We start from the raw sequence: 22166 nt of genomic DNA, 5'->3' as shown, positions 1-22166 counted from the left end.
GCGGGTCTCTTTCAGGTTTTTCACGCAGTCGCGCAAAGTGCCCTAGCTTGTTCGATACCGGCCCGAAAAAAGCCTCACAGTCTCTGAACTGTGGGGCTTTTCCATTTTCGCAGGGTCGTGCAGAGCGACTAAATCTCCTTGACCGGCGTCTCTCCCTGCACAGCCTTGATCAACCCGATCACATGCAAACAGTCCGTCTTGTTCACATAAGACTCGCCACTGGCGATGGTCTCGTGGTTACCCGCTCTCAGTCTCCAGCGCCATTGCCCTTTGCCAGTGCTCGGGGTGCCTCTGGATTGCCTGTAAATCTCGAAATACATTCAGTTCGCTCCATGCGATTCATTGTGCGACAGCCTGTGTGGCGCATGCTCGCAAGCCTAGCGCAGACGGTTTTTTTGGCTATCGGACATTTGTTTCCAATCGTTCGCGGATGTTTCTGAAGGGCGCGGGCCAGAGCGTGTGGATAGGCCTCTGGATTGGCCAATATGACGCCGTCTGCACCTTGCAACGCCGTCGACGCTCCTGCTTAATACGGGACGGCTCATGGCGTCGAATATCGTTCGGCGACCGACAAACACTATAAGAAGAGCACTCCTTTGACTGAGCACGGAACGCAACAGGCCGGGCAGGTGACGTTATCGCTGGTGGTCCCCGTTTTTAACGAGGAGGACAGCCTCGACACCTTTTTGCGGCGCATCAATGAAGTCTTTCAGGCACAGGCGTTGATCGATCTGGAGCTGGTGTTCGTCAACGACGGCAGCACAGACGCGACCCTCGAACGCCTGCTCGAACATCAACATCAGGATGTTCGCCTGCGTATCGTCGACCTGAGTCGTAACTTCGGCAAAGAAGCGGCGCTGTCCGCCGGTTTGCAGATCGCCACCGGACAGATCGTGGTCCCCATCGATGCTGACTTGCAGGACCCGCCGGAGGTCATTTTGCAGATGATCGAGCGCTGGCGAGAAGGCTTTGAAGTGGTGCTCGGTCACCGCATCAGCCGTCGCAGCGACACCTGGGCCAAGCAGACGTCCGCTCACTGGTTCTATCGCCTGCACAACAAGATTGCCGAACAGCCTTTGCCCGAGAACGTCGGCGATTTTCGTCTGATGGATCGCTGCGTGGTCGACGCCTTGCTGACCTTGCCCGAATCCCGGCGCTTCATGAAGGGCCTGTTCGCCTGGGTCGGCTTTCGTACGACCCACGTCGATTACGAACGCCCGGAGCGCGTGGCGGGGCAGAGCAAGTTCAATGGTTGGCGGTTGTGGAATTTCGCGCTGGAAGGCATCACCAGTTTCAGCACCGAGCCGTTGCGGATCTGGACGTATGTCGGCGCATTGGTGTCGCTGGTGTCCTTTGCCTTCGCCATGTTCATTGTCGTGCGTACGTTGATCCACGGGGTCGACATGCCCGGTTACGCCTCGCTGATGGTGGCCGTGACCTTTCTCGGCGGCCTGCAATTGATTGGCATCGGGGTGCTCGGTGAGTACCTGGGCCGCACGTATATCGAATCCAAACGCCGGCCGGTTTTTCTGGTGCGTCGCGTCTACGACCCCAAGGACTGATACATGGATCTCAAGGAAACCGACATTCTCGGCGACAGCATCGGCGAGCATTGGTATTACTGCTCGAAAGCCGCAGCCACCACACGGTTGCTCGGTGCGGCACCGATCACACGGATCCTCGATGTCGGCGCTGGCTCGGGGTTTTTCTCCCACCATTTGCTGACGCATACCGATGCAAGGGAAGCGTGGTGCGTGGATATCAGCTATCCCGCCGACTCCAGCGCGACCACCGCCGGCAAGCCGGTGCATTACCGTCGCGGGATCGAAACCATCGATGCCGATCTGGTGTTGTTGATGGATGTGCTTGAGCATGTCGATGACGACCTCGGTCTGCTCAAGATGTACGTTGATAAAGTGCCATCGGGTAGTCGATTTCTGATGACAGTGCCGGCGTTCCAGTTCTTGTGGAGCGGGCACGATGATTTTCTCGAGCACAAGCGCCGCTACACGTTGGCGCAATTCGAAACACTGGCGCACGATGCCGGTTTGACGGTGCAGCGCGGAGCCTACTATTTCGGTGCAGTGTTTCCGATTGCGGCGGCGTTGCGCTTGTTGCCGCAAGGCGCGCAAGCGCAACCGCCGCGTTCGCAGCTCAAGCGTCATCATCCCCTGGTGAACACGCTGCTCAAGACACTTTGCAGCCTGGAGCTACCGTTGATGGGCATGAATCGTCTGGCGGGTCTGAGCGTTTTTGTGCTGGCGCAAAAACCGTGACTTCAGCCGAGAAATCAGCGCTGATCCAGCGCGGTGTGCGTTTCGCCGTGACCGGGCTGTTCGTTACGGCCCTACATGCACTGGTCGCGATTTTGTTCATCAACTTCATCAGTCCGCTACCGCCCCTCGCCAACGGCGTGGCTTTTGCCGTGGCGACGCTCGTGTCGTATGTGATCAACACCACCTGGAGCTTCTCGGCCCGATTGCATGGCCGAACCCTGCTGCGCTTTCTGCTGGTTTCGGTCTGTGGGTTTTGGCTGGCGATGTTCGTCGCCTGGGCTGCGCAAATAGCGGGTTTCCACTATTTGCTGGGCATCGCTGCGGTGGCGCTGACGATCCCGGCATTCACCTTCCTGCTGCATAACTTCTGGACGTACCGATGAGGGAATTGAACAAGCATCCAGCCCTCGCGCTGCTGCCGTTGTTGTTGGGTGTGCTGGCGTTCTTTCTGGTGATCGGACCGCGAGCGCTGGATCCGCAGAACATCGCCTGGCTCAAGGAGGGTGATCCGGCGACGCACTATCTGGGCTGGTTATATTTTCGGCATGCGCCCTGGACGTTTCCGCTCGGACTCAATCCGTCTTATGGGCTGGAGCTGGGCAGTGCGGTGATTTTTTCAGACTCCAATCCGCTGTTGGCACTGCTGTTCAAACCGTTTAATGGCTGGTTACCGCAAACGTTCCAATATTTCGGCTTATGGCTGCTGGCCTGTTTTGTTTTGCAAGCCTGGTTTGCCTGGAAACTGCTCGGCCTGATTACCGATAACCCTGTGCTGCGCTTATTGGGTACCGGTTTGCTGGTGTTTTCGCCGCCGATGTTTTTGCGCACCGGCGGGCACCTTTCCCTCGCCGGACACTTCCTGATCCTCGCTGCCCTCTATCTGGCCCTGCATCCGGCGCTTGCGCGGCGACGGCGGGCATGGGGCGTGTTGCTTGCAGCTACGGCGCTGGTGCACGCCTATCTGCTGGTCATGGTGGCTTTGCTCTGGGTTGCCGATCTTTTTGCCAAAGTCATGATCGGCAAGCTGACCCGTCGTCAGGGGCTGATCGAGTTCGGCAGCCTGTTTGCCCTGGTCAGCTTGTGTTGCTGGCAGGCGGGTTATTTCAGCATTGTCGACGGAGCGGGAGGGGGCGGTTTCGGTTGGTATCGGATGAATCTGGTCTCGCTGTTCGATGCGGATGGATGGTCATTCGTCTTGCCAGGTTTTGCCAAGGGCGGTGGAGACTATGAAGGTTTCAACTATCTGGGCCTCGGAGTGCTGCTGCTGGTGCCGGTGGCGGGTTTCGCCATGTTGCGCGGCAATATTCGCGTCAAGGCGTTGCTGAGTCGTTGGCCATGGCTACTGTTGGCGATGGTCGGGCTGAGCCTGTTTGCGTTGTCCAATCAAATTGGTCTGGGCACACAGACGTTCAGTTATCCGCTACCGAAGACGGTCGAGGGACTGGCAAGCATCTTCCGCGCCTCGGGCCGTATGTTCTGGCCGGTGTTCTACGCCATCGTTTTGCTGATTACGTTTCTGGTGGTGCGTGGCTATCGACCGCAGATCGCCATGGGGCTGCTGGCAGTGGCGCTGACGGCCCAAGTCATCGATACCCGCATTGCCTGGGCGGGCTTGAGAGCGGCAAAAATGGTTACGCAAACTTCGACCTGGGCAAGCCCCATGCACGATCCGTTCTGGAGCAGCGCGGCGGCGCACTACAAGAACATCCGTGCATTGATCCCCAAAAATCAGGCGGACCAGTGGCAAGTCATTGCCGACTTTGCTGCCGTTCATGGCATGAAGACCGATGCTGTTTATATGGGGCGCATGAGCCCCAAGGCGCTAGACATCGCTCAACGTGACGCGCAACGCCGGCTGAGTTCGGGGCAATACGAGGCCGATTCGCTGTACATCCTCGACGATGATTCGCTGGACCTGGCCATCAGGAACGTTCACAGCGATACCGACCTGCTGACCAGAGTCGACGACTTTGTCGTACTGGCACCAGGCTGGAAACGCTGTGATCAATGTCTGGCGATGGTTGATGAGGGGCGCTCAATGTCAGCTGTTCCCTTGAGCCAGCCGGGACGGGTGCAAGCGTTCAATCGCAAGAGCCGACAGTTGGTCAAAGGTTGGGCCGCTCCGGAAACCTGGGGTACCTGGAGTGAAGGGCAGGACGCGGAAATTGCGCTGCGGGTTGCGCCACAAGCCTCTTCGATTGTGATCGATGTTCTGGCGTTCGTCATGCCGCCCAAGTTGACGCAACGGGTCATCGTCAGCATCAATGGCGTTGAAGTCTTGTCGACGCGGTTGACGCAGGTTGAGGGCAATCTGTTGGAAATCCCGCTCGATGCGGCCGTGCGCGAAACACTGGTCGATGGCCGGGTGTTGAGTATCCAGGTGCATTTGCCTGACGCCACCAGCCCGCGAAATCTGGGCTTGAACGATGATGCGCGAGTGATGGGGTTGGGGTTGAAATCGCTGACCGTTCGCTAAGACCTCGCTCGGCGCTGCAAAGGTTGATGGACGCCAGCCCCAAGGCCTTTCTACACTGCCGGTATTCCGGGGGGCAGGGGGCAATGGATGAACCGCAATGAACTTCGCAAGGCCGACATCAACCTGATGGTGGTGTTCGAGACCTTGATGCTCGAGCGCAACGTGACCCGCGCGGCCGAGAAGCTGTTTCTCGGCCAGCCAACCATCAGTTCGGCGCTCAATCGCTTGCGCACGATGCTCAACGATCCGCTGTTTATCCGCGTCGGCCACCGCATGGAGCCGACCGCCCGCGCCGAAGATATTTTTCGCCATCTCAAGCCTGCGCTGGATTCGCTGTCGGTCGCGTTGAGTCTGACCCGTGATTTCGACCCGGCCGTCAGCACCATGACTTTTCGCATCGGCCTGTCCGATGACGTCGAGTTCGGTCTGCTGCCGCCGCTGTTGCGCGCGTTGCGCCAGGAAGCGCCGAACGTGGTGTTCGTGGTGCAACACGTCGATTACTGGCGCATTCCCGATCTGCTCGCGGCGGGCGACATCACGGTCGGCATCAGCCAGACCCGAGGCCTGCCGGCCAATGCCAAGCGCAAACTGCTGCGGCACATTCAGCCGAGCATCCTGCGCGCCGACGCCAGTGATACGCCGCTGACGCTGGATGAATATTGCGCGCGCCCGCACGTACTGGTTTCGCACACGGCCAATGTCAGTGGTTTCGCTGATGAGTGGCTGGCGGAGCTCGGTCGCACTCGTCAGGTGGTGCTGTCGGTGCCGCAATACAGTGCGTTGCCGGCGCTGCTGGCCGGCACCGACCTGATTGCCAGCCTGCCGGATTACACGGCGGCGGCCATGGCCACTTCGGGGCTGCTGTTCAAGGAACCCTTTCCGTTCAAGACACCGACGCTGGATTTGTCGATGGTCTGGCTTAGCCATGTGGACAGCGATCCGGCCGAGCGCTGGTTGCGTTCGCGGCTGGAGCAATTCATGAGCGAACGGCCATTGACCGCAGCCTGATGAGCATCACATACCCTGTGGGAGCGAGCTTGCTCGCGAAAGCGGTGTATCAGGCACCTTAAGTGTCGCTGAACGACCGCATTCGCGAGCAAGCTCGCTCCCACATTGGAAAGTCACCGGGAGGGTTGGACAGAGCTGTGCTATATGTACGACCTTTCTGCCAACTCATCGGGGATCTGCAATGCCACACCTGCACATGGAATACACCGCCAACCTGCCGCAGTTGAACGCCGACGTCGCGTTGATCCGCCTCAACAATACCCTGGTGGGCTCCGGTCAGTTCGCGGCGGAGTTCGATATCAAAAGCCGTGCGATTAAAGTCGAGACTTTCAAGGTCGGCACCGCCATGGCCGAGCGCGCCTTCGTCTATGTGAAGCTGGCGCTGCTCAGCGGGCGTTCGCCGCAGATCAAGAAGCAGTTGTCAGAAAGCCTGTTGGCGGTCCTGCAGGACCTGTGCGAATGGCCGGCCGGCGTCGAAGTGCAGCTGTGTGTCGAACTGGTCGATATGGATCGCGAGTCCTACAGCAAAACCGCGATTGGTGTGTAGGACTCAGGCCGCTTCGAGTTCGCTGCACACCTTGACCACTTGCTCGCGTAACCAGAGGTTGGCGCTGTCCTGATCAACGCTCTGGCTCCACTGCATGTCGAGGGTAAAGCCCGGCAAGCCGTTCGGCGCCTCACAATGATTGAACACCGCCTCGTTGGTCAGCAAGCGCTGGATGCGGCGGGGCAAGGTGAGGATGAAGTCGGTCCCGGTGATCATTTTCAATGCCGCGCTGTAGCTGTTCGAGCGCGCGACGATCTGGCGCTTCTGCGCCTGCCGCGCCAGCCAGCCATCGACCATGTTGGTGGTTGATGTCCACGGTGTCGGGAACACATGTCGGCGTTCGGTAAAGGCCTGCAGGCTCAGGCGCGGCTCCAGTGGCGTGGCGCGTTTGTCGAAGACGCAGACCAGATCATCCTCCAGCAGCATCCGCGATTTCAGGTCAGTGTGATGGCGGTGGAAGTTGGGGCCGAAACTGATCACCAGATCGAGGCTGCCGTCGCGCAGCTCATCCGCCGGGACGTCGGTCTCGAACTTGTGCATGTTGACCATCACCGGCAAATCATCGAAATCGAAACGCTTGAGCAGGCGCGGCAGAATCAGTTGCTCGAAGTATTCCGGGGCGCAGATGTTGAAGGTGACGGCTTGTTGGGTCGGGTCGAACGTAGGGGCGCCGGCGTGGCACAGGTTGATGCTTTCGAGGATCTTCTGCACATGGCCGTACATGGTGCTGGCCTTGTAGGTCGGACGCATGCCGGTGCGGGTGTTGATGAACAGTTCGTCTTCGAAACTGGTGCGCAGTTTTTTCAAACAGTAACTGACGGTGGACTGGCTGACGAACAGGGTTTCTGACACATCGGTGACGCTGCTTTGCTCATAAACGGCGATAAACACCATGAGATCCTGCATGTCGAGCTTTCGAAGCAAGTTACTGTTCAGCATCCGTACTGTCTCGCTGTGCTTCTTGCGCTGAATCCGCGCAAACGTGTGCGAACGATCGTAGCGGAACGATGGTGCCAGGACAAAGCCCTGTAGGACGTTTCACAGTCAGTTGTGGGACAGAAAGTTTTACGAACACGACGTCGCCGACAAAACCGCCGAAAAGTGGCCAGAAGCCTTTATCTCGACGAGTGAAAGTGCCGGGCGTAATGCCTGGGATCGAAGTGCCACACCATCAACAGCATCACTCCCATCACAGCGGTCAGCGACCACCAGGCCCACTCGAAACTCCCGAGCCAGTCGCGGATCATTCCGGCCAGCAGCGGCGAAAGGCCGGCGATCAAGTAACCAATGCCCTGCACGAACGCGGTCAGCCCACCGGCGCGTTGCGGGTTGTCGAGGTGATCGAGCGAGACGATCAGGCTCATCGGAAACAAACCGCCAATGCCCAGCCCCAACAGGCACGGCCACAGCAGGCTGAGCTGTTGTGGGCTGAGGATCAGGCCGCAAAATCCGGCGATGATCAGCATCAGTAACACCATCAGAATCACGCGTCGATCGCGGCTGCGATTGGCGATTGCGGGAACCACCAAGCCGGAAATCACCTCCATGGCCGTCAGAAAACCTAACAACAGCCCGGCGTTTTGTTCGCTCCAGCCTTTTTCCACGTAGTACGGCGCGAGCCAGGCCAGCACGCAGGTGTAGGACGCTGTCCCCAAACCAAAGAATATTGCCAGTAACCAGGCGCGGGAATTGGCGAAGAATGAGTCCTTCCTCGCTGCCGCCGGTACCGTGGAGGTCAGTTGGCCGCGTTGCGACCACCAGAATAGAAAAGCGAGTAATGCCAGGATCGCCCAGACGGCCAAACCGCTGCGCCAGTTCCCGGCTTGCATCATCACCAGCGGTGCAAATGAGGCCGCAATGGCTGCGCCGCCCATGATCGACGTGACATACAAGCCCATGCACAGCGCGACGTTGTCAGCGAAGCGCGATTTGATCAGCGCCGGCATCAGCGCCTGAATCAGTGCTATGCCGATGCCGGCCAGCACTGCGCTTGCAATCAATTGGGCAGCAGAGTCGATAAACAGTCGTGACAACGTCGCCAGACCGATGATCAGCAAGGACAGCAATACCGTCCGTTGCTCACCCAGCCGTTGACTGATGCCTATGCCGAAAAACATCGCCAGCCCCATCGCCATCACTGGCAGCATGGTCAGCAGTGAAGCGACAGTGAAGCTCAGCGGGATGTCGCCGCGAATGGCCGACAGTAACGGACCGACCGCCGCCATCGACGGACGCAGATTGAGCGCGACGAGAATGATTGCGAGCATCAACCAGACGGCGGGGCGAGAGGTGGTGCGAACGTTTTCCATCATCAGACCTTTGGGCTGGGCGGATGATTAAGCGCGAAGCGGTCCAGTCCGGGCAAACCAGAAAATCCACAGCCCTTTTTAAAAAGTCGATAACCCTGCACCTTCTGTGGGAGCGAGCCTGCTCGCGAAAGCGGTTTGTCTGCCACCGAAAATATTGGATGTGCCGACCTCTTCGCGAGCAGGCTCGCTCCCCCAATGGACAGCCGAGTTGTTTTTACTGAATCAAAGCTGAACCATTCTCAAATACTTCACAAGTTTCATCACATTGCCAACGGCCAACTAATCGTTGGCGTCTTTTTCACAAAAAATTGATGGTTGCCTGCTTAAAGTTTGTCATGCCTTGGTTAATGAAATTTTCACAATTGAATTTTCTCTCATTGACCGAGGCTCTTCTTTTCAGGAATCGCCCTTTCTATGTTGAAGTTAAAAGCCGTGCGCCCGGAATGGGTGACGTTGATCGCCAGCGCCTTTCTTTTAATCGGCTGCAATGTTGTCCTCTGGCAGCACCTGTTCGAGATCACTGCCGCCGATGGCAAGGGCATCGCCATGCGCGTGGCTTTCGGGGTGATGATCCTTGCGGCATTCAATATCGTGCTGACGGTTCTGGCTTTCCGTCCGTTGCTCAAACCGCTGTTGACGCTGATATTTATGATCAGCGCCGGGGTGGCTTACTTCATGAGTCAATATGGCGTCATGATCGATGCCGGCATGTTTCGAAACCTGGCCGAAACCAATGCAACGGAAGTGCGTGATCTGCTCTCGTTGAAGTTGTTTGCTTATATTCTGTTGCTCGGTGTCTTGCCATCATTTTTGTTGTGGAAGTTGCCGATTAATTATCGTCGCTGGCACCGTGAGTTGTTCAGTAAAGTTATTGTCAGTGTCGCCTCGGCAGCGGTAATCGGCGGCGTGGCCCTGGCCAACTATCAGGGCTTGTCTTCACTGTTTCGCAACCATCACGAAATTCGCCTGATGTTAGTGCCGAGCAACTACATTGGTGCTTCGGCTGGTTACCTGCGTGAACAAGTGGTTTCGGCGCAGCAACCGTTCGTCAAGATCGGCGAAGACGCCCAGCGCAATCCCGATCTGAAACTCCAGCCACGCAAATCCCTGACCGTGCTGGTTGTGGGTGAGAGCGCCCGTGCGGAGAATTTCGGCATCCTGGGCTACAACCGCGATACGACGCCGCAACTCGACAAGGAAACCGGGTTGATCGCCTTTACCGATGTACATTCCTGCGGCACGGAAACGGCTGTTTCGGTGCCGTGCATGTTCTCCAACATGGGTCGCAAGAATTACGACGCCAGCAAGGCGAAGAATGAAGAAGGTTTACTCGATGTGCTCAAGCGTGCCGGTATCGACGTGATCTGGCGTGACAACCAGTCTGGCTGCAAAGGCACCTGTGATCGAGTCACCCTGCAGGATGTCAGCAACCTGAAAGACCCGGCGCTGTGTGCCAACAGCGAGTGCCGCGACGAAATCCTCCTGCAAGGCCTGCAAGGTTTTATCGACCACTTGGACAAGGACACTGTTTTAGTCCTGCACCAGATGGGCAGTCACGGCCCGGAATACTTCAAGCGTTATCCGAAGGAATACGAGCACTTCACCCCGGTGTGTGAAAGTAACGCGCTGAACAATTGCAGCCGCGAAAGTATCGTCAACGGGTACGACAACACACTGGTGTATACCGACCATGTGCTGTCGAGCCTGATCGATGTATTGCGCAGCAATCAGGACAAAGTCGATACCGCCATGTTGTATCTGTCGGACCACGGCGAGTCGCTGGGCGAGTACAACTTGTTCCTGCACGGTACGCCTTACATGCTGGCGCCTGAGCAACAAAAGCATGTAGCGATGCTGGCGTGGTTCTCCGACAACTATCAGAAGGCTTATTCGGTCGACACCCATTGCCTGCAGATGAGCCGCGATAAACCTCTGAGCCAGGACAACCTGTTCCACTCGATGCTTGGCCTGCTTGAGGTCAAGAGCAAGGTCTATCAGCCGGGTCTGGACATGTTTGCCGGTTGCCGAGGTGCGGTGATCGACGGCGTACTCGCCAAGGACTGAGTCCAATCGGCTCCGTCGTTCTGATACGACGGGGCTTTCTGCTTCTTTTGTCAGACTATTCTTGCTCTCTGGCAGGACATTTCGTTACAGCTCTTGCCCTTCACAGGCGCGTAAATCGCCAGTGGCGATATATACTGCGCGCCATTCTTCAAGGGAGAGCCGTGTGGCCATCGATATTCACTGGATTCGCGACAACGAAAGCCTCGCGCAGTTTTGCGCCGAGTGGCAGCAGCTGCCGTTCGTTGCCCTCGACACCGAATTCATGCGGGTCGACACCTTCTACCCGATTGCCGGCCTGCTGCAGGTGGGCGACGGCAAACGCGCCTACCTGATCGATCCGCTGACCATCAACGCCTGGCAACCGCTGGCCGCACTGCTGGAAAACCCGGCGGTGCTGAAAGTCCTGCATGCCTGCAGCGAAGACCTCGAAGTCCTGCTGCGCCTGACCGGTAGCCTGCCGGCGCCGATGTTTGACACGCAACTCGCCGCCGCTTACCTGAACCTCGGGTTCTCGATGGGCTATTCGCGACTGGTGCAGGAAGTGCTCGGCATCGAGCTACCGAAGGGCGAGACCCGTTCCGACTGGTTGCAGCGCCCGTTGTCCGACACGCAAATCAGCTACGCCGCCGAAGATGCCGTACATCTGGCGGAAGTTTTCGTACAACTGCGGCCGAAACTGTCTGACGACAAATTCGCCTGGGTGTTGGAGGACGGTGCCGAACTGGTCGCCAACCTGCGCCGCGAAACCGACCCTTACGAGGTTTATCGCGAGGCCAAACTGGCGTGGAAACTGTCCCGCGCGCAACTGGCCGTTCTGCGTGAGTTGTGCGCCTGGCGTGAAAAAGAGGCCCGTGCCCGCGATCTGCCGCGCAACCGCATCGTTCGTGAGCATTCGCTGTGGCCGCTGGCCCGCACGCAACCGGACAACCTTGCGGCGCTGGGCAAGATCGAAGACATGCACCCGCGTACCGTGCGTCAGGACGGCCAGTTTCTGCTTGATCTGATCAAGCGCTCTGGCAGTGTGGGCCCTGATCAATGGCCGCCCGCTGTAGCGGAGCCATTGCCGATCGAAGCCGCTGCGTTGATCAAACAACTGCGCGCATTGGGCCAGGCTGAGGCCGAGCGCCTGGGCATTGCCCCGGAACTGATGCTGCGCAAGAAAACCCTCGAAGCCCTGGTCAAAAGCGGCTACCCCGAGGGTCCTTACCAATTGCCTGAGTCGCTGCGTGGCTGGCGCCGCGAACTCATGGGTCAGAAGCTGCTCGACAGCCTGGCCACCGCCGGAGAACAGCCTTGAAACGTATTTGCTCTATTTACCAAAGCTCGAAGCGCAAGGGCATGTATCTCTATGTGCTCAAGAGCGATGAGCTGGAACGCGTGCCCGAGGCCCTGATGGCGGCTTTCGGCAAAGCCATATTTACCTTCAGTCTGGTGTTGACGCCTGAGCGCAAACTGGCCAGCGAGGACATCGTCGTGGTCCTGGAAAACCTCGACAAGCAGGGCTATCACCTGCAAATGCCGCCGGCCGAGGACGAGTACATCGAGCACTTGCCCGAAGAGTTGCTGCGACGCAACGACCCGGTCTGATCGGCGAGACTCTGTTCTGAGTCTCGATTTACCCTGGAACGGTTTTTACCGCGATGGCCGCCCGAATCCGGCGGCCGTCTGCACGGTTTGCGAAAGGTTTGAAGATGCGCGTTCTGATTGCTGAACACGACCACGCGATATACGCCCGGCTGCTGCGTCAGGCAGCGCCCGAGGTTGAAGTACTGACCAGCGGCGACTCCGCCGAGCTGGCCCATCAGGCCGCCGATTGCCCGGTGTGGCTCGGCCAGCCCGATTTATTGGCGACCCTGCTGCGTCAGGGTCATCAACCACAGTGGCTGCAATCGACCTGGGCCGGCATCACGCCGTTGCTCGCTGACGGTTTGCGCCGCGATTACCGTTTGACCCGTGCGGTGGGGATTTTCGGTCAGGTGATGGCCGAATACGTACTGACCTACATCCTCGGCCATGAGCGCGAAGTGCTCGCGCGACTGGTCAGCCAGGTCGAACGCAAATGGGACAACCGCAGTGGCCAGAGTCTGGTCGGGCGCAAGGTGTTGATCGTTGGCACCGGTGACATTGGCCAGAGCGTGGCGCAGTTCCTGCTGCCATTTGGCATTGAACTGTACGGCATCGCCAGCAGCGCCCGCGAGCAGGCGCCATTTGTCGAAGTCGGTTCGATGGCCGATCTGCCGCGTCTGGTGGGCGAGGTGGATTACGTGGTCAACCTGCTGCCGAACACCGAGCACACCCACGATATCTACGACGCGGCGCTGTTCAAGCAATTCAAGCCGACCGGGTTGTTTATCAACGCCGGGCGCGGGGTTGCGGTGGTCGATGCCGATCTGGTGGACGCGTTGAAGGAAGGCCATCTGGCGGGGGCGGTGATTGACGTTTGCCGTCAGGAACCACTGCCACAGCGCCATCCGTTCTGGACCGCGTGGGGTTTGCTGCTGACCGGGCACAGCTCGGCACCGACGTCACCGGCGTTGATGGTGCAGCTGTTTGTCGAGAACCTGAAGGCGTATCAGGCGAGCGAAGCGTTGCGCGGGGAATTGGATTTCAACCGCGGGTATTGATACACAGCAATCAATGTAGGAGTGAGCCTGCTCGCGATAGCGGTGTGTCAGACAGCATTAATGTCGACCGACACACCGCTATCGCGAGCAGGCTCACTCCTACAGTTGTTTTACGGTGTGGCTTAGAGGGTGAAGTCGCCTTCCGCCGTCAGTTCGTTCAGCGGGCGACGCGGGCTCGGCTCTTCGCGAGCCTGCAGGTATTCAGCCAGCGTTGCCTTGTCACCGAGTTTGCCGACTGCCACGGCCGCGTGCAGCGCATAACCTTCAGGAATATTCAGCTCCTTGCGCGTCAGCTCCTGATCGAAACCCGCCATGCCGTGGGTGTGCCAGCCACTGATGCTCGCTTGCAGCGCCAGATGGCCCCACGCCGAACCGGTGTCGAAGGTGTGCCACAACGCTGGGGTTTCTTCGGTTGCACCCGGTGCAGTGAAAGTGGTTTTCGAAATCACGATCACCAGCGCCGACGCATGCTGCGCCCAGCTACGGTTGAATTCATTGAGCAGACCCAGATAACGCTCCCAGTTCGGTGTATCGCGACGCGCATAGAGGAAACGCCACGGCTGCGAGTTGTACGCCGAAGGCGCCCAGCGCGCGGCTTCGAAGAAGCTCAGCAGGGTTTCTTCCGGGATCGCTTCGCCGGTGAAGGCACGCGGCGACCAGCGGTCGGTGAATTGCGGGTGAATGGCGTAATCGGCAACGCGAGGGTTGGCACTCATGGAGAGATTCCTTGCTACGGTTGAGTCAGGGATTTGCATGAAAACCCGGCGGGATCAGTTGCGCTGAACGATGGGGTTTTCCGAGCCTGAGGGTTCACCACAATGCAACGCGGTCGAGCGTTAATGGCTTGCGGGCAAGGCTCCTTGCGACTGGCAAAGCTACGCGCCGCCACAAAAACTGACAAGTCCCGCACAACCGGCAGTCGCCAACGCTTGGCCCGCCGGGCCTTGGGCACTAGACTGGCGGCCTTTTCACCACCTGATGTTGATGCTTGAGCCATGGCCGCCAAAGTCGAACCGTTCTGGATACGCAAAACCCTCGATCAACTGGATCACCAGGAATGGGAATCGCTGTGCGACGGCTGTGGTCTGTGCTGCCTGCAGAAACTCGAGGATGAAGAGGACAACAGCGTTTATTACACGCGCATCGCCTGCAAACTGCTCGACCTGAAAACCTGCCAGTGCAGCGATTATCCGAATCGCATCAAGTTTGTCCCGGACTGCATCCAGCTCACCCCGGGCCAGGCCGAAGAGTTCAAATGGCTGCCGCCGACCTGCGGTTATCGGCTAGTCAGTGAGGGCAAGGATCTGCCGTTGTGGCACCACCTGGTGTGTGGCGATCGCGACGCGGTGCACCATGAGCGTATTTCCCAGTCCGGGCGCATGCTTGCCGAAGGCAGCGTGCCGGAAGATGACTGGGAAGATCACCTGATTTTCCGCGCGGGCTGATCGTCCGCCGAATCAAGCTTTACCAAGGAGTGCGTATGGCTGTCGGATTGCCGCAAGCGTTGATGGTTGCGCTGCTGGCGTTGAGCGTGCCGGCATGGGCGGCGAAGAAAGTCGATCTGGATTATCACGTGCGCCTGTTGCCGCAAAGTGATCAGGCCGAGGTGCGCCTGACCTTGGCCAAGGGCGAAGCGGTGCGCAGTCTCGATTTCGATCTTGGCGACGGCAGCCATTACAGCGACTTCAAGGCTGACGGCCAGTGGCTGCTGAGCCCGGGCAAACAGGCGCGCGGGGTCTGGCGCCCCGCCAGCGAAAAGTCCAGCCTGACCTACCGCGTGCGCATCAGCCACGGCCGCAAGAACGGCAGCTTCGACACGCGCATGACCCCGACTTGGGCGTTGATGCGTGGCGACGAACTGGTACCGCCAGCCAAACTCGATCAACAGGACGGCACCGAACTGATCGCGCGTCTGCAATTCGAATTGCCCGACGGTTGGAAGAGCATCGAAACCGCTTGGCCGCGCATCGGCAAAAACAAATTCCGCATCGACAATCCTTCGCGGCTCTTCGATCGACCGACCGGCTGGATGCTCGCCGGACACCTCGGCAGCCGCCGCACACGGCTGGGCGAAACCGAAGTCACCGTGGCCTCGCCGCAAGGGCAGGGTATGCGGCGCATGGACGTGCTGACGTTGCTGACGTTCGTCTGGCCGCAGGTACAGGCGGTTTATCCACGCCATCCGGCCAAACTGTTGATTGTCGGCGCCAACGATCCGATGTGGCGCGGCAGCCTCGGTGCGCATGAATCCATTTACGTGAATACGCGATTGCCGCTGGTCAGCGAAAGCGGCAGCAGCGCGCTGGTGCGTGAGCTGGCGCAGGTGTTCGGGCGGATCAACGACGAGCAGCGCAGCGACTGGATCAGCGAAGGTTTTGCCGAGTATTACGCGATCGAACTGGTGCGCCGTGCCGGTGGCATGAGCGATGAGCGTTATCAGAGTTTGCAGGCGAAACTGGCCAGGGACAGCCAGAAAGTCACGACCTTGCGCGGCGAGCAGATCAGCCCGGCGCAGGTAGCGAAAGCAGTAGTTGTGTTGCAGGAACTCGATCGCGAGATTCGCTTGAAGACGCGCAACAAGCGTTCGCTGGATGATGTGTTGCGTGGGGCGATGCATCTGGGGACGGTGAGTACCAAGGCGTTTGTGCAACTGGCCGAGAGCGTTCTTGGCGAGTCGTCCAAAGTCCTTGATACCGTATTGCTTCAGTGACACCGCTATCGCGAGCAGGCTCACTCCTACAAGGGAACGCATTCCAAATGTAGGAGTGAGCCTGCTCGCGATGGGGCCCTCAACCCCACCGCAAATCTCGGATCAAACCCCGGTTTTCGGCGATTTCACCGAATCATTGCCGGTCACGGTGGCAGTGCTGGTCGCCGCTTCGGCATTGGCTTTCAGCTTGCTCAACTCTTCCCCGGCGCGCTCGATCTTCGCCCGCACGTTATTCATGTCCTGACGGCTCTTCTCGATCAGGCTTTTCACCGAACTGTGCCCGGTAATCCCGCGCGCCATGGCCACGCCGCCGATCGCAACCTGAATCAACCCGAACACACCGCCACGGCGCAGGCCTTTGCCAACCATGATCACGCCGCCCGCGAGCGAGCCAATACGCTCCCAGCCTTCGACGTTCTGCTCGGAACGACTCTGGAACGGGGTGGATTCGATACGTTCGACACGTTTGAGCTCGGTCATGATCTTTCTCCAGGCAATGAGTAATCGATAAACAAGCTGACTGCCAGAGCGGTCAGCTCGTTCCATCGGATGTGCGACGCTTTAGCGGAATTTTGGCCCGGAGCGGGTGTTCAAGCCCTTGGCCATGCGGTCGTAGAGCACGACATTGACCGTGGCGGCGAGGTTCATGCAACCGGTGGTCGGGATGTACACGACGTCTTCGCACCAGTCGCGGATCTCTTTATCCAGCGAGCCGTCTTCTGGGCCGAAGATGTACAGGGCGCGATCCGGGTGAGTGTATTCCGGCAGCGGGCGGGCGCCCTCGACCAGTTCCACGGCGACCGGCACGCAGTTGAGCGGGAGGATCTTTTTCAGATCGTCGATGCCGATCAGCGGGATGTCGTAGTGCACGCGTTTGGTGTCGGTGACGAAGTCGGCGGCGCGTTCATAACGCTTGCCGGTGTAGAACACCGACGCCACGCCATAGCAGCCTGCGGCGCGCATCACCGAACCGACGTTCTCCGGTGATTTGGGGTTATACAAACCAATGCAGCTGTACCGTTTGTCTGCCACGAGCGGGGTGCCTTCGGGAAAAAGAGCGCGATTATACGGGGATTGGGAGAGGGCGGGCAGATTCGAGATCTGTGGTGTCTGGCCGGCCGCCTTCGCGAGCAAGCTCGCTCCCACATTGATTTCGTGTACACCACCAATCAAATGTGGGAGCGAGCCTGCTCGCGAAGGGGCCAGTTCAGGCGCTGAAGATCATCAGTCTTCTTTTTTCATCAACCCGGCGAGCGCGGCAAACGGGTTGTGCGTTGCCTTGGCAATCTTCGGCGTGCTCAGCGAGCCTTCGCTGAAATACTGCTGATCGGTATAGCGCGAGTGTTCGTTGTCGTGGCAATACAGGCACAACAATTCCCAGTTCGAGCCGTCCTGCGGGTTGTTGTCGTGGTTGTGGTCGCGGTGGTGCACAGTCAGTTCGCTCAGGCGCTTGCCGGAAAACTCACGGGTGCAGCGGCCACAGACGTGCGGGTACATCTTCAGGGCCTTGTCGCGGTAGCCCATTTCCTTGTCGCGCTGGTTGTCGGCGAGGATGCGATCCAGCTTCGACGTGTTGGTTGGGGTGGACGAACTCATGGGTTCACCTTTGTAAAAGACTAATGACGGTTATGCGCAGAGTTTAGCTCAGCCCTTGAGCTTCTCGGCAATCCAGATCGTGTGGCGCGTGCCCTTGTTGCCGTGGGCGAAGACCTGGACTTCTTCGGCCTTGAAACCGGCCTTCTTCAATTTGTCGGAAAACAGCCGGTCGGCGCTGGCCGACCACACCGCCAGCACGCCTTTCGGGCGCAGAGCTTTGGCGCAGGCATTCAGACCGGCGGCCGAATACAACCAGCTATTGGCCTTCTGGGTCAGGCCTTCGGGGCCGTTGTCGACGTCGAGCATGATCGCGTCGAAGCCGTTCGGTTCGCTTTGCAGCACTTTGGCCACGTCTTCCTGGCGGATCACCGTGCGCGGATCGAGCAGCGGCCGGCCGGACTTTTCGCCGAGCGGGCCACGGTTCCACTCGACCACGCCGGGTACCAGTTCAGCGACTACCACTTCGGCAGTCTTGCCCAGATGCTTGAGCGCCGAGGCGAGGGTGAAACCCATGCCCAGACCGCCGATCAGCACCCGCGAATCCGGCCGGCCCGCGACCTTGCGGCACGGAATCTCGGCCAGTGCATCTTCGGAACCGTGCATGCGCGTGTTCATCAATTGTCCGCCGTCGCCGCCCTGGATCTTGATGACAAAATCCTCGCCATATTCGAACAGGCACAGGGCACCGCCGCTTTCAGGGATCGGGGTGGTGTCGAGCAGAACGAAACGTTTCATGGAAATCTCTACAAGGGGGAAGGCAAGCAGGCCCGTTGGGAGTAGCCTGAGCGCAGACTAGAGGCCAAACGGAGCCCTTGATGAAGCGCACCATTCTAACGGTCATTGCCCTGGCCGCGCTCTCGATTACTGCGGTGCAGGCGCAACAGATAATTCCGGTCAGCCCGGCGCCGCAACCCGGCTCGCCCGGAACAGCGACACCGACGCCGTATCCGCAGATCACGCCGATCAACATTCCCAAGTCCGGTGCCGGCAGTGGCAGCCCGCCGCTGGTGCCGATCGAAATGCCCAGCCCACCGAGCAAGGATCAGCCGGTGCCGGGCATTGAGCCGAGCGGCACCAAGGCGAAGTCCCCGGGCGGTTAAACCTGTTGCGCCGCCAGTTGGCCGTCGGCCATGCGCAGGCGTTTCGACAGCGAGACGGCGAGGGCGCGGATGATCTTCGCGGCGATCTTCGGCGCGTCGTTGAGCATTTTTTCCAGCGAGTCCTTGCCGAGGTTCAATAGCTGGCAGTTAGTCGCAGCGACGCAGGTGGCCGAGCGGCGTTCACCGTCGAGCACGGCCATTTCGCCGAACGCCCGACCGCTGCGCAGGGTGGCCATGGTGATCACCTGGCCATCGGGCCCGGTTTTCTGCACGGCGACCTGGCCGGTGTGGAGGATGCACATGAAACTGCCGGCATCGCCCTCGCGGAAAATCGCCTCGCCTTCAGCCACGGTGCTGATGCTGAAGTAGCCGGAAGCGGCCGCAAAGTCGGCCAGCTGCAATTGATCGAACAGGCCACAGTCCATCAGCCAGTCGCGGATTTCGTTGTTCAGTAAGGTCGGTTCTGACATGTCGTCACGGTCTTTTTGTTTTCACTGTTTCAGGCTTCACACGGTCCCTTTTAGGAGTGAGCCTGCTCGCGATAGCGGTCGGTCATTCAAATCATCTTTAACTGACATACCGCTATCGCGAGCAGGCTCACTCCTACAGGATATCTGTGGGGTATCGGCCTCTTGGGTCTGCAATTAAGACCCAAGTGACCAACGGAGTTCCTCAGGCCAGACCCAAAACCTTGAAAACAAATGCATATTCGAGTGCTACGTCACGTAATCCCTGATAACGCCCACTCATCCCGCCATGCCCGGCGCCCAACTCGGTCTTGAGCAACAGCACATTGTCGTCAGTCTTGGTCGCGCGCAATTTCGCCACCCACTTGGCCGCTTCCCAGTACTGCACGCGGCTGTCGTTGTAGCCGGCGATTACCAGCGTCGCCGGATAATCCTGCGCACTGACGTTTTCGTACGGCGCGTAAGCCTTGATTCGTTCGTAAACCTCCGGCTCTTCAGGGTTGCCCCACTCGTCGTATTCAGTGACGGTCAGTGGCAGATCCGGGTCGAGCATGGTGTTGAGCACATCGACGAACGGCACTTCAGCAATTGCCACGGCGAACAGATCCGGGCGCTGGTTCAACACCGCACCAATCAGCAGACCACCCGCGCTGCCGCCACTGATTGCCAGTTTTTCAGCGGTGGTGATGCCGTTAAGGATCAAGAACTCGGCGCAGGCAATGAAGTCGCTGAAGGTGTTGTGCTTGTGTTCCTGCTTGCCGGCGCGATACCAGGCTTCGCCCAATTCACCGCCGCCACGCACGTGAGCAATGGCGAAGGCCATGCCACGATCCAGAAGGCTCAGACGGGCGTGGGAGAACCACGGATCAAGGCTCGAGCCGTAAGCGCCGTAGCCATACAGATACAGCGGCACCGCTTTGCCAACCATTTCGCGTTTCATCACCAGACTGATCGGCACTTGCATACCGTCCGGCGCGGTCGCCCACAGGCGCTGGCTGACGTAGGCGTCGGCGTCGAACGGGCCGAGCACCGGGGTTTCTTTCAAAACGGTTTGTTCGCCGCTCGCCAAGATCAACTGGCGCACCTGTGCCGGGCGATTCAACGCTTCGTAACGTAGACGAATACGGTCGCTCTCGAACTCCAGGCTGTTTTGCACATACAGGCTGTAGGCCGCGTCCGGCAATTGCACGCGATAAGGCGTCAGACCGTGTGGGTGAACTTCGATGATCGGCAGGCCACCCTCGCGCAGGCTCAGGGTCATGGCCTCGGTGTTGAGGCTGACGCCATCGAGCATCACCGTGTCGCTGTGGGGGATCAGGTTCTGCCAGTCGGCTTCGGTCGGCGCGGTGCCGCTGTCCGGTGCCTGATACAGGGCGTAGTTGATGCCGTCACGATTGGTGCGGATGAACCACGTCCACACGCCATCGAGCAGACCGTGATCGACATCGTATTCATGATCCTCGACCCGTGGCGCCAGGCAAGTGAACGGCAGGTGCGGTTGATTGGCGTCGAGCGCCCAGACTTCGCTAGTGGTCTTGCTGCCCAGCGACAACAGCAGTTGCTGTTCGGAACTGGAACGGTAGCAGTGCAAGAAGAAACGCCCGTCCGGCTCGTGGAACACCTCTTCGGCAGCGGTGCCATCGAGGCGATAGCGGAACAGTTTGTGTGGGCGATGGGTGTCGTCGAGTACGCCGAAAAACAGCGTCAGGCTGTCGTTGGCCCAGGTCATGCTGCCGTCGCAATCTTCGAATTCCAGTTCGCTGACTTTGTCGTTGGCCAGTTCCTTGACGAACAGCGTGTAGATCTCATCGCCCGAGGCGTCGACGCTGTAGGCCAGGCGCTGATGATCGGGGCTGATGCTGAACGCACCAAGCGAGAAGAACCCGCCGTTGGCCAGCACATTCGGGTCGAGCAGCAATTGTTCGCGGCTTTCGTCGAGGCTCAGGCTGTCGTCCGCCGGGCGTGGGCAGCGGTAGTGCCGTGCGTATTCGTCGCCTGCCGTGGTGCGGGTGTAATACAGGTACGGGCCCCACGGCGAGGGCAGGGACAGGTCGGTTTCCAGAATCCGGCCCTTGATCTCTTCGAACAGGTTTTCACGCAATTCAGCCTGATCGGCGGTTTGCGCTTCCTGGTAGGCGTTTTCGGCCTTGAGGTAATCGAGCACCGCGTCGGTGTCGCGCTCCTGCAGCCAGGCATACGGGTCGGCACCGGGCGCCTTGTGGGCAATCGGGGCACTGATGACGTTGGCGGATTGGGGCATGGAAGGCTCTCGGACAATGTACGGAATAAGGGTTTTCGCAGCGCTTGAAACCGCCGCAGACCCTGTAGGAGTGAGCCTGCTCGCGATAAGGCCGGCACATTCAACATCAATGTTGTCAGGCTGTCCGTCATCGCGAGCAGGCTCACTCCCACAGGTCGCATGTCTATTGGGACAAGCCGCACGGGCGAAAAGTCGTTACTATAAGCGCCTCTTTGCCTGCCTTGCCATGGACACCATGACCGAGAACGACTATCTGATCGCCTGGGGCCTCTACGCCTTTGCCGCTGTGGGCTGCCTGTTGGTATGGATGCGCCTGACTACCTGGATGTGGCGCTGGTTGCGCGAACCGCTGCGCGTGCTGATGGCGGTGTTGCTGTTCAGCCCGACCATCATTGATCCGGTGAAAGCCAAGGTTGCGCCGTCCATTGCCATCACCGCGCTGGATCTGGCCTTCAAGGTTGGCAACAACGCCTGGCGTGCAGTCTCCGATCTGTTCATGTACGGCATGATCGCTTTCGGCATCTACCTGATTTTCGTGCTGATCCGTTTCCCGCTCGAACGTGCTTCGAAGGCGCGCCGGGAACAGGCCGAAGCCGCCAAGGCCGCCGCGCGCGCCGATGACCGCGACGATGATCAACCGTTTGGCGGTGCCGGTGATGACCGTTACGGTCGCCCGCCAGTGCCGAACAATCCGCAGCGCATGCGGGTCGAGCCGCGCCTGTAACCCGA

Annotated in this window: 24 protein-coding genes; 14 read left to right on the top strand and 10 right to left on the bottom strand. The window is 59.3% G+C overall.

The window, feature by feature from the left end; genetic code table 11:
• Positions 1 to 128 precede the first annotated feature (128 nt).
• Positions 129 to 320, bottom strand: a complete 192-nt coding sequence (locus KBP52_RS11280) for a DUF1508 domain-containing protein (RefSeq protein WP_212622765.1) — start codon at positions 318 to 320, stop codon at positions 129 to 131.
• A gap of 276 nt (positions 321 to 596) precedes the next feature.
• Here KBP52_RS11280 and KBP52_RS11275 point away from each other — a divergent pair, with 276 nt between their 5' ends.
• The 6 genes from KBP52_RS11275 to KBP52_RS11250 all read left to right on the top strand — a co-directional run bounded on the left by KBP52_RS11275 (position 597) and on the right by KBP52_RS11250 (position 6307).
• Positions 597 to 1562 carry a glycosyltransferase family 2 protein gene (locus KBP52_RS11275; protein WP_077571538.1) on the top strand — a complete coding sequence of 322 codons (966 nt, stop codon included), beginning with the start codon at positions 597 to 599 and terminating at the stop codon, positions 1560 to 1562.
• 3 nt (positions 1563 to 1565) lie between these two features.
• Positions 1566 to 2276 (top strand): class I SAM-dependent methyltransferase, encoded by a 711-nt coding sequence (locus KBP52_RS11270; protein ID WP_077571539.1) that lies wholly within the window; start codon positions 1566 to 1568, stop codon positions 2274 to 2276.
• Entirely contained in the window at positions 2273 to 2659 is a 387-nt protein-coding gene (locus tag KBP52_RS11265) for a GtrA family protein (RefSeq protein WP_212622764.1), read from the top strand. The genes KBP52_RS11270 and KBP52_RS11265 overlap by 4 nt, the downstream gene beginning before the upstream one ends.
• The gene (locus tag KBP52_RS11260) at positions 2656 to 4752 is read left to right on the top strand and encodes a DUF6311 domain-containing protein (protein ID WP_123594774.1); all 2097 of its coding nucleotides are present in this window, start codon (positions 2656 to 2658) and stop codon (positions 4750 to 4752) included. The genes KBP52_RS11265 and KBP52_RS11260 overlap by 4 nt, the downstream gene beginning before the upstream one ends.
• Before the next feature lie 87 nt (positions 4753 to 4839).
• Positions 4840 to 5760, top strand: a complete 921-nt coding sequence (locus tag KBP52_RS11255) for a LysR substrate-binding domain-containing protein (protein WP_077571542.1) — start codon at positions 4840 to 4842, stop codon at positions 5758 to 5760.
• A gap of 181 nt (positions 5761 to 5941) precedes the next feature.
• A complete protein-coding gene (locus tag KBP52_RS11250; protein ID WP_077571543.1) occupies positions 5942 to 6307 on the top strand; it encodes a 5-carboxymethyl-2-hydroxymuconate Delta-isomerase in 366 nt (121 codons plus the stop codon).
• A 3-nt stretch (positions 6308 to 6310) separates the two neighbouring features.
• Here the strand turns inward: KBP52_RS11250 and KBP52_RS11245 are convergent, their stop codons facing one another.
• Both KBP52_RS11245 and KBP52_RS11240 read right to left on the bottom strand, forming a co-directional pair.
• Complete coding sequence (locus KBP52_RS11245; protein ID WP_034153164.1) at positions 6311 to 7246, bottom strand: LysR family transcriptional regulator; 936 nt, start codon at positions 7244 to 7246, stop codon at positions 6311 to 6313.
• 176 nt (positions 7247 to 7422) lie between these two features.
• Positions 7423 to 8616: a cyanate transporter gene (locus KBP52_RS11240; RefSeq protein ID WP_212622763.1), complete on the bottom strand. Its 1194-nt coding sequence runs from the start codon at positions 8614 to 8616 to the stop codon at positions 7423 to 7425.
• A 414-nt stretch (positions 8617 to 9030) separates the two neighbouring features.
• Between KBP52_RS11240 and KBP52_RS11235 the strand changes: the two genes are divergently transcribed.
• From KBP52_RS11235 to KBP52_RS11220, 4 genes are all read left to right on the top strand, one after another.
• Complete coding sequence (locus KBP52_RS11235; protein ID WP_123594772.1) at positions 9031 to 10680, top strand: phosphoethanolamine--lipid A transferase; 1650 nt, start codon at positions 9031 to 9033, stop codon at positions 10678 to 10680.
• A 163-nt stretch (positions 10681 to 10843) separates the two neighbouring features.
• Complete coding sequence (rnd, locus tag KBP52_RS11230; protein ID WP_077571546.1) at positions 10844 to 11977, top strand: ribonuclease D; 1134 nt, start codon at positions 10844 to 10846, stop codon at positions 11975 to 11977.
• Positions 11974 to 12267, top strand: coding sequence for a YcgL domain-containing protein (locus KBP52_RS11225; protein WP_008087107.1), 294 nt, complete (start codon positions 11974 to 11976; stop codon positions 12265 to 12267). Before rnd ends, KBP52_RS11225 begins: the two co-directional genes overlap by 4 nt.
• Before the next feature lie 104 nt (positions 12268 to 12371).
• Positions 12372 to 13304 carry a D-2-hydroxyacid dehydrogenase gene (locus KBP52_RS11220; protein ID WP_212622762.1) on the top strand — a complete coding sequence of 311 codons (933 nt, stop codon included), beginning with the start codon at positions 12372 to 12374 and terminating at the stop codon, positions 13302 to 13304.
• 122 nt (positions 13305 to 13426) lie between these two features.
• Here KBP52_RS11220 and KBP52_RS11215 read toward each other — a convergent pair whose 3' ends face one another.
• Positions 13427 to 14020 carry a nitroreductase family protein gene (locus tag KBP52_RS11215; protein ID WP_212622761.1) on the bottom strand — a complete coding sequence of 198 codons (594 nt, stop codon included), beginning with the start codon at positions 14018 to 14020 and terminating at the stop codon, positions 13427 to 13429.
• A gap of 279 nt (positions 14021 to 14299) precedes the next feature.
• Here KBP52_RS11215 and KBP52_RS11210 point away from each other — a divergent pair, with 279 nt between their 5' ends.
• Positions 14300 to 14749, top strand: coding sequence for a YcgN family cysteine cluster protein (locus KBP52_RS11210; protein WP_034153170.1), 450 nt, complete (start codon positions 14300 to 14302; stop codon positions 14747 to 14749).
• 35 nt (positions 14750 to 14784) lie between these two features.
• Positions 14785 to 16014, top strand: coding sequence for a hypothetical protein (locus tag KBP52_RS11205; RefSeq protein WP_212622760.1), 1230 nt, complete (start codon positions 14785 to 14787; stop codon positions 16012 to 16014).
• Between the two features lie 102 nt (positions 16015 to 16116).
• Here KBP52_RS11205 and KBP52_RS11200 read toward each other — a convergent pair whose 3' ends face one another.
• The 4 genes from KBP52_RS11200 to KBP52_RS11185 form a co-directional block, all read right to left on the bottom strand.
• On the bottom strand, positions 16117 to 16494 hold the full coding sequence (locus tag KBP52_RS11200) for a DUF2892 domain-containing protein (RefSeq protein ID WP_212622759.1): 378 nt from the start codon (positions 16492 to 16494) through the stop codon (positions 16117 to 16119).
• A gap of 81 nt (positions 16495 to 16575) precedes the next feature.
• Entirely contained in the window at positions 16576 to 17046 is a 471-nt protein-coding gene (locus tag KBP52_RS11195) for an RNA methyltransferase (RefSeq protein WP_007911337.1), read from the bottom strand.
• Positions 17047 to 17238: 192 nt separating this feature from the next.
• Complete coding sequence (locus KBP52_RS11190; protein WP_007911336.1) at positions 17239 to 17610, bottom strand: YajD family HNH nuclease; 372 nt, start codon at positions 17608 to 17610, stop codon at positions 17239 to 17241.
• Between the two features lie 48 nt (positions 17611 to 17658).
• Positions 17659 to 18345: a spermidine synthase gene (locus KBP52_RS11185; RefSeq protein WP_007911335.1), complete on the bottom strand. Its 687-nt coding sequence runs from the start codon at positions 18343 to 18345 to the stop codon at positions 17659 to 17661.
• An 80-nt stretch (positions 18346 to 18425) separates the two neighbouring features.
• Here KBP52_RS11185 and KBP52_RS11180 point away from each other — a divergent pair, with 80 nt between their 5' ends.
• On the top strand, positions 18426 to 18710 hold the full coding sequence (locus KBP52_RS11180) for a hypothetical protein (protein WP_212622758.1): 285 nt from the start codon (positions 18426 to 18428) through the stop codon (positions 18708 to 18710).
• On the opposite strand, the gene KBP52_RS11175 is transcribed toward KBP52_RS11180, so the two are convergent.
• Positions 18707 to 19180: a cyclic nucleotide-binding domain-containing protein gene (locus KBP52_RS11175; RefSeq protein ID WP_077571551.1), complete on the bottom strand. Its 474-nt coding sequence runs from the start codon at positions 19178 to 19180 to the stop codon at positions 18707 to 18709. The two genes, KBP52_RS11180 and KBP52_RS11175, sit on opposite strands and share 4 nt — an antisense overlap.
• 202 nt (positions 19181 to 19382) lie before the next feature.
• Positions 19383 to 21437 carry a S9 family peptidase gene (locus tag KBP52_RS11170; RefSeq protein ID WP_212622757.1) on the bottom strand — a complete coding sequence of 685 codons (2055 nt, stop codon included), beginning with the start codon at positions 21435 to 21437 and terminating at the stop codon, positions 19383 to 19385.
• Between the two features lie 226 nt (positions 21438 to 21663).
• On the opposite strand from KBP52_RS11170, the gene KBP52_RS11165 reads away from it, so the two are divergent.
• A complete protein-coding gene (locus tag KBP52_RS11165) occupies positions 21664 to 22161 on the top strand; it encodes an MFS transporter (protein ID WP_212622756.1) in 498 nt (165 codons plus the stop codon).
• The last annotated feature ends 5 nt before the right edge of the window (positions 22162 to 22166 follow it).

The organism is Pseudomonas sp. SCA2728.1_7, assembly GCF_018138145.1.
In the GTDB taxonomy this organism is placed as follows: Bacteria; Pseudomonadota; Gammaproteobacteria; order Pseudomonadales; family Pseudomonadaceae; genus Aquipseudomonas; species Aquipseudomonas koreensis_A.
This window is presented reverse-complemented; position numbering and strand designations above follow the sequence as displayed.

Coding starts and splice junctions, on each gene's coding strand:
- KBP52_RS11170 (WP_212622757.1), bottom strand. CDS start 21,437: ATGCCCCAATCCGCCAACGTCATCAGTGCCCCGATTGCCCACAAGGCG.
- KBP52_RS11270 (WP_077571539.1), top strand. CDS start 1,566: ATGGATCTCAAGGAAACCGACATTCTCGGCGACAGCATCGGCGAGCAT.
- KBP52_RS11180 (WP_212622758.1), top strand. CDS start 18,426: ATGAAGCGCACCATTCTAACGGTCATTGCCCTGGCCGCGCTCTCGATT.
- KBP52_RS11220 (WP_212622762.1), top strand. CDS start 12,372: ATGCGCGTTCTGATTGCTGAACACGACCACGCGATATACGCCCGGCTG.
- KBP52_RS11215 (WP_212622761.1), bottom strand. CDS start 14,020: ATGAGTGCCAACCCTCGCGTTGCCGATTACGCCATTCACCCGCAATTC.
- KBP52_RS11235 (WP_123594772.1), top strand. CDS start 9,031: ATGTTGAAGTTAAAAGCCGTGCGCCCGGAATGGGTGACGTTGATCGCC.
- KBP52_RS11210 (WP_034153170.1), top strand. CDS start 14,300: ATGGCCGCCAAAGTCGAACCGTTCTGGATACGCAAAACCCTCGATCAA.
- KBP52_RS11185 (WP_007911335.1), bottom strand. CDS start 18,345: ATGAAACGTTTCGTTCTGCTCGACACCACCCCGATCCCTGAAAGCGGC.
- KBP52_RS11190 (WP_007911336.1), bottom strand. CDS start 17,610: ATGAGTTCGTCCACCCCAACCAACACGTCGAAGCTGGATCGCATCCTC.
- KBP52_RS11205 (WP_212622760.1), top strand. CDS start 14,785: ATGGCTGTCGGATTGCCGCAAGCGTTGATGGTTGCGCTGCTGGCGTTG.
- KBP52_RS11250 (WP_077571543.1), top strand. CDS start 5,942: ATGCCACACCTGCACATGGAATACACCGCCAACCTGCCGCAGTTGAAC.
- KBP52_RS11255 (WP_077571542.1), top strand. CDS start 4,840: ATGAACCGCAATGAACTTCGCAAGGCCGACATCAACCTGATGGTGGTG.
- KBP52_RS11165 (WP_212622756.1), top strand. CDS start 21,664: ATGGACACCATGACCGAGAACGACTATCTGATCGCCTGGGGCCTCTAC.
- KBP52_RS11200 (WP_212622759.1), bottom strand. CDS start 16,494: ATGACCGAGCTCAAACGTGTCGAACGTATCGAATCCACCCCGTTCCAG.
- KBP52_RS11175 (WP_077571551.1), bottom strand. CDS start 19,180: ATGTCAGAACCGACCTTACTGAACAACGAAATCCGCGACTGGCTGATG.
- KBP52_RS11260 (WP_123594774.1), top strand. CDS start 2,656: ATGAGGGAATTGAACAAGCATCCAGCCCTCGCGCTGCTGCCGTTGTTG.
- KBP52_RS11280 (WP_212622765.1), bottom strand. CDS start 320: ATGTATTTCGAGATTTACAGGCAATCCAGAGGCACCCCGAGCACTGGC.
- KBP52_RS11245 (WP_034153164.1), bottom strand. CDS start 7,246: ATGCTGAACAGTAACTTGCTTCGAAAGCTCGACATGCAGGATCTCATG.
- KBP52_RS11240 (WP_212622763.1), bottom strand. CDS start 8,616: ATGGAAAACGTTCGCACCACCTCTCGCCCCGCCGTCTGGTTGATGCTC.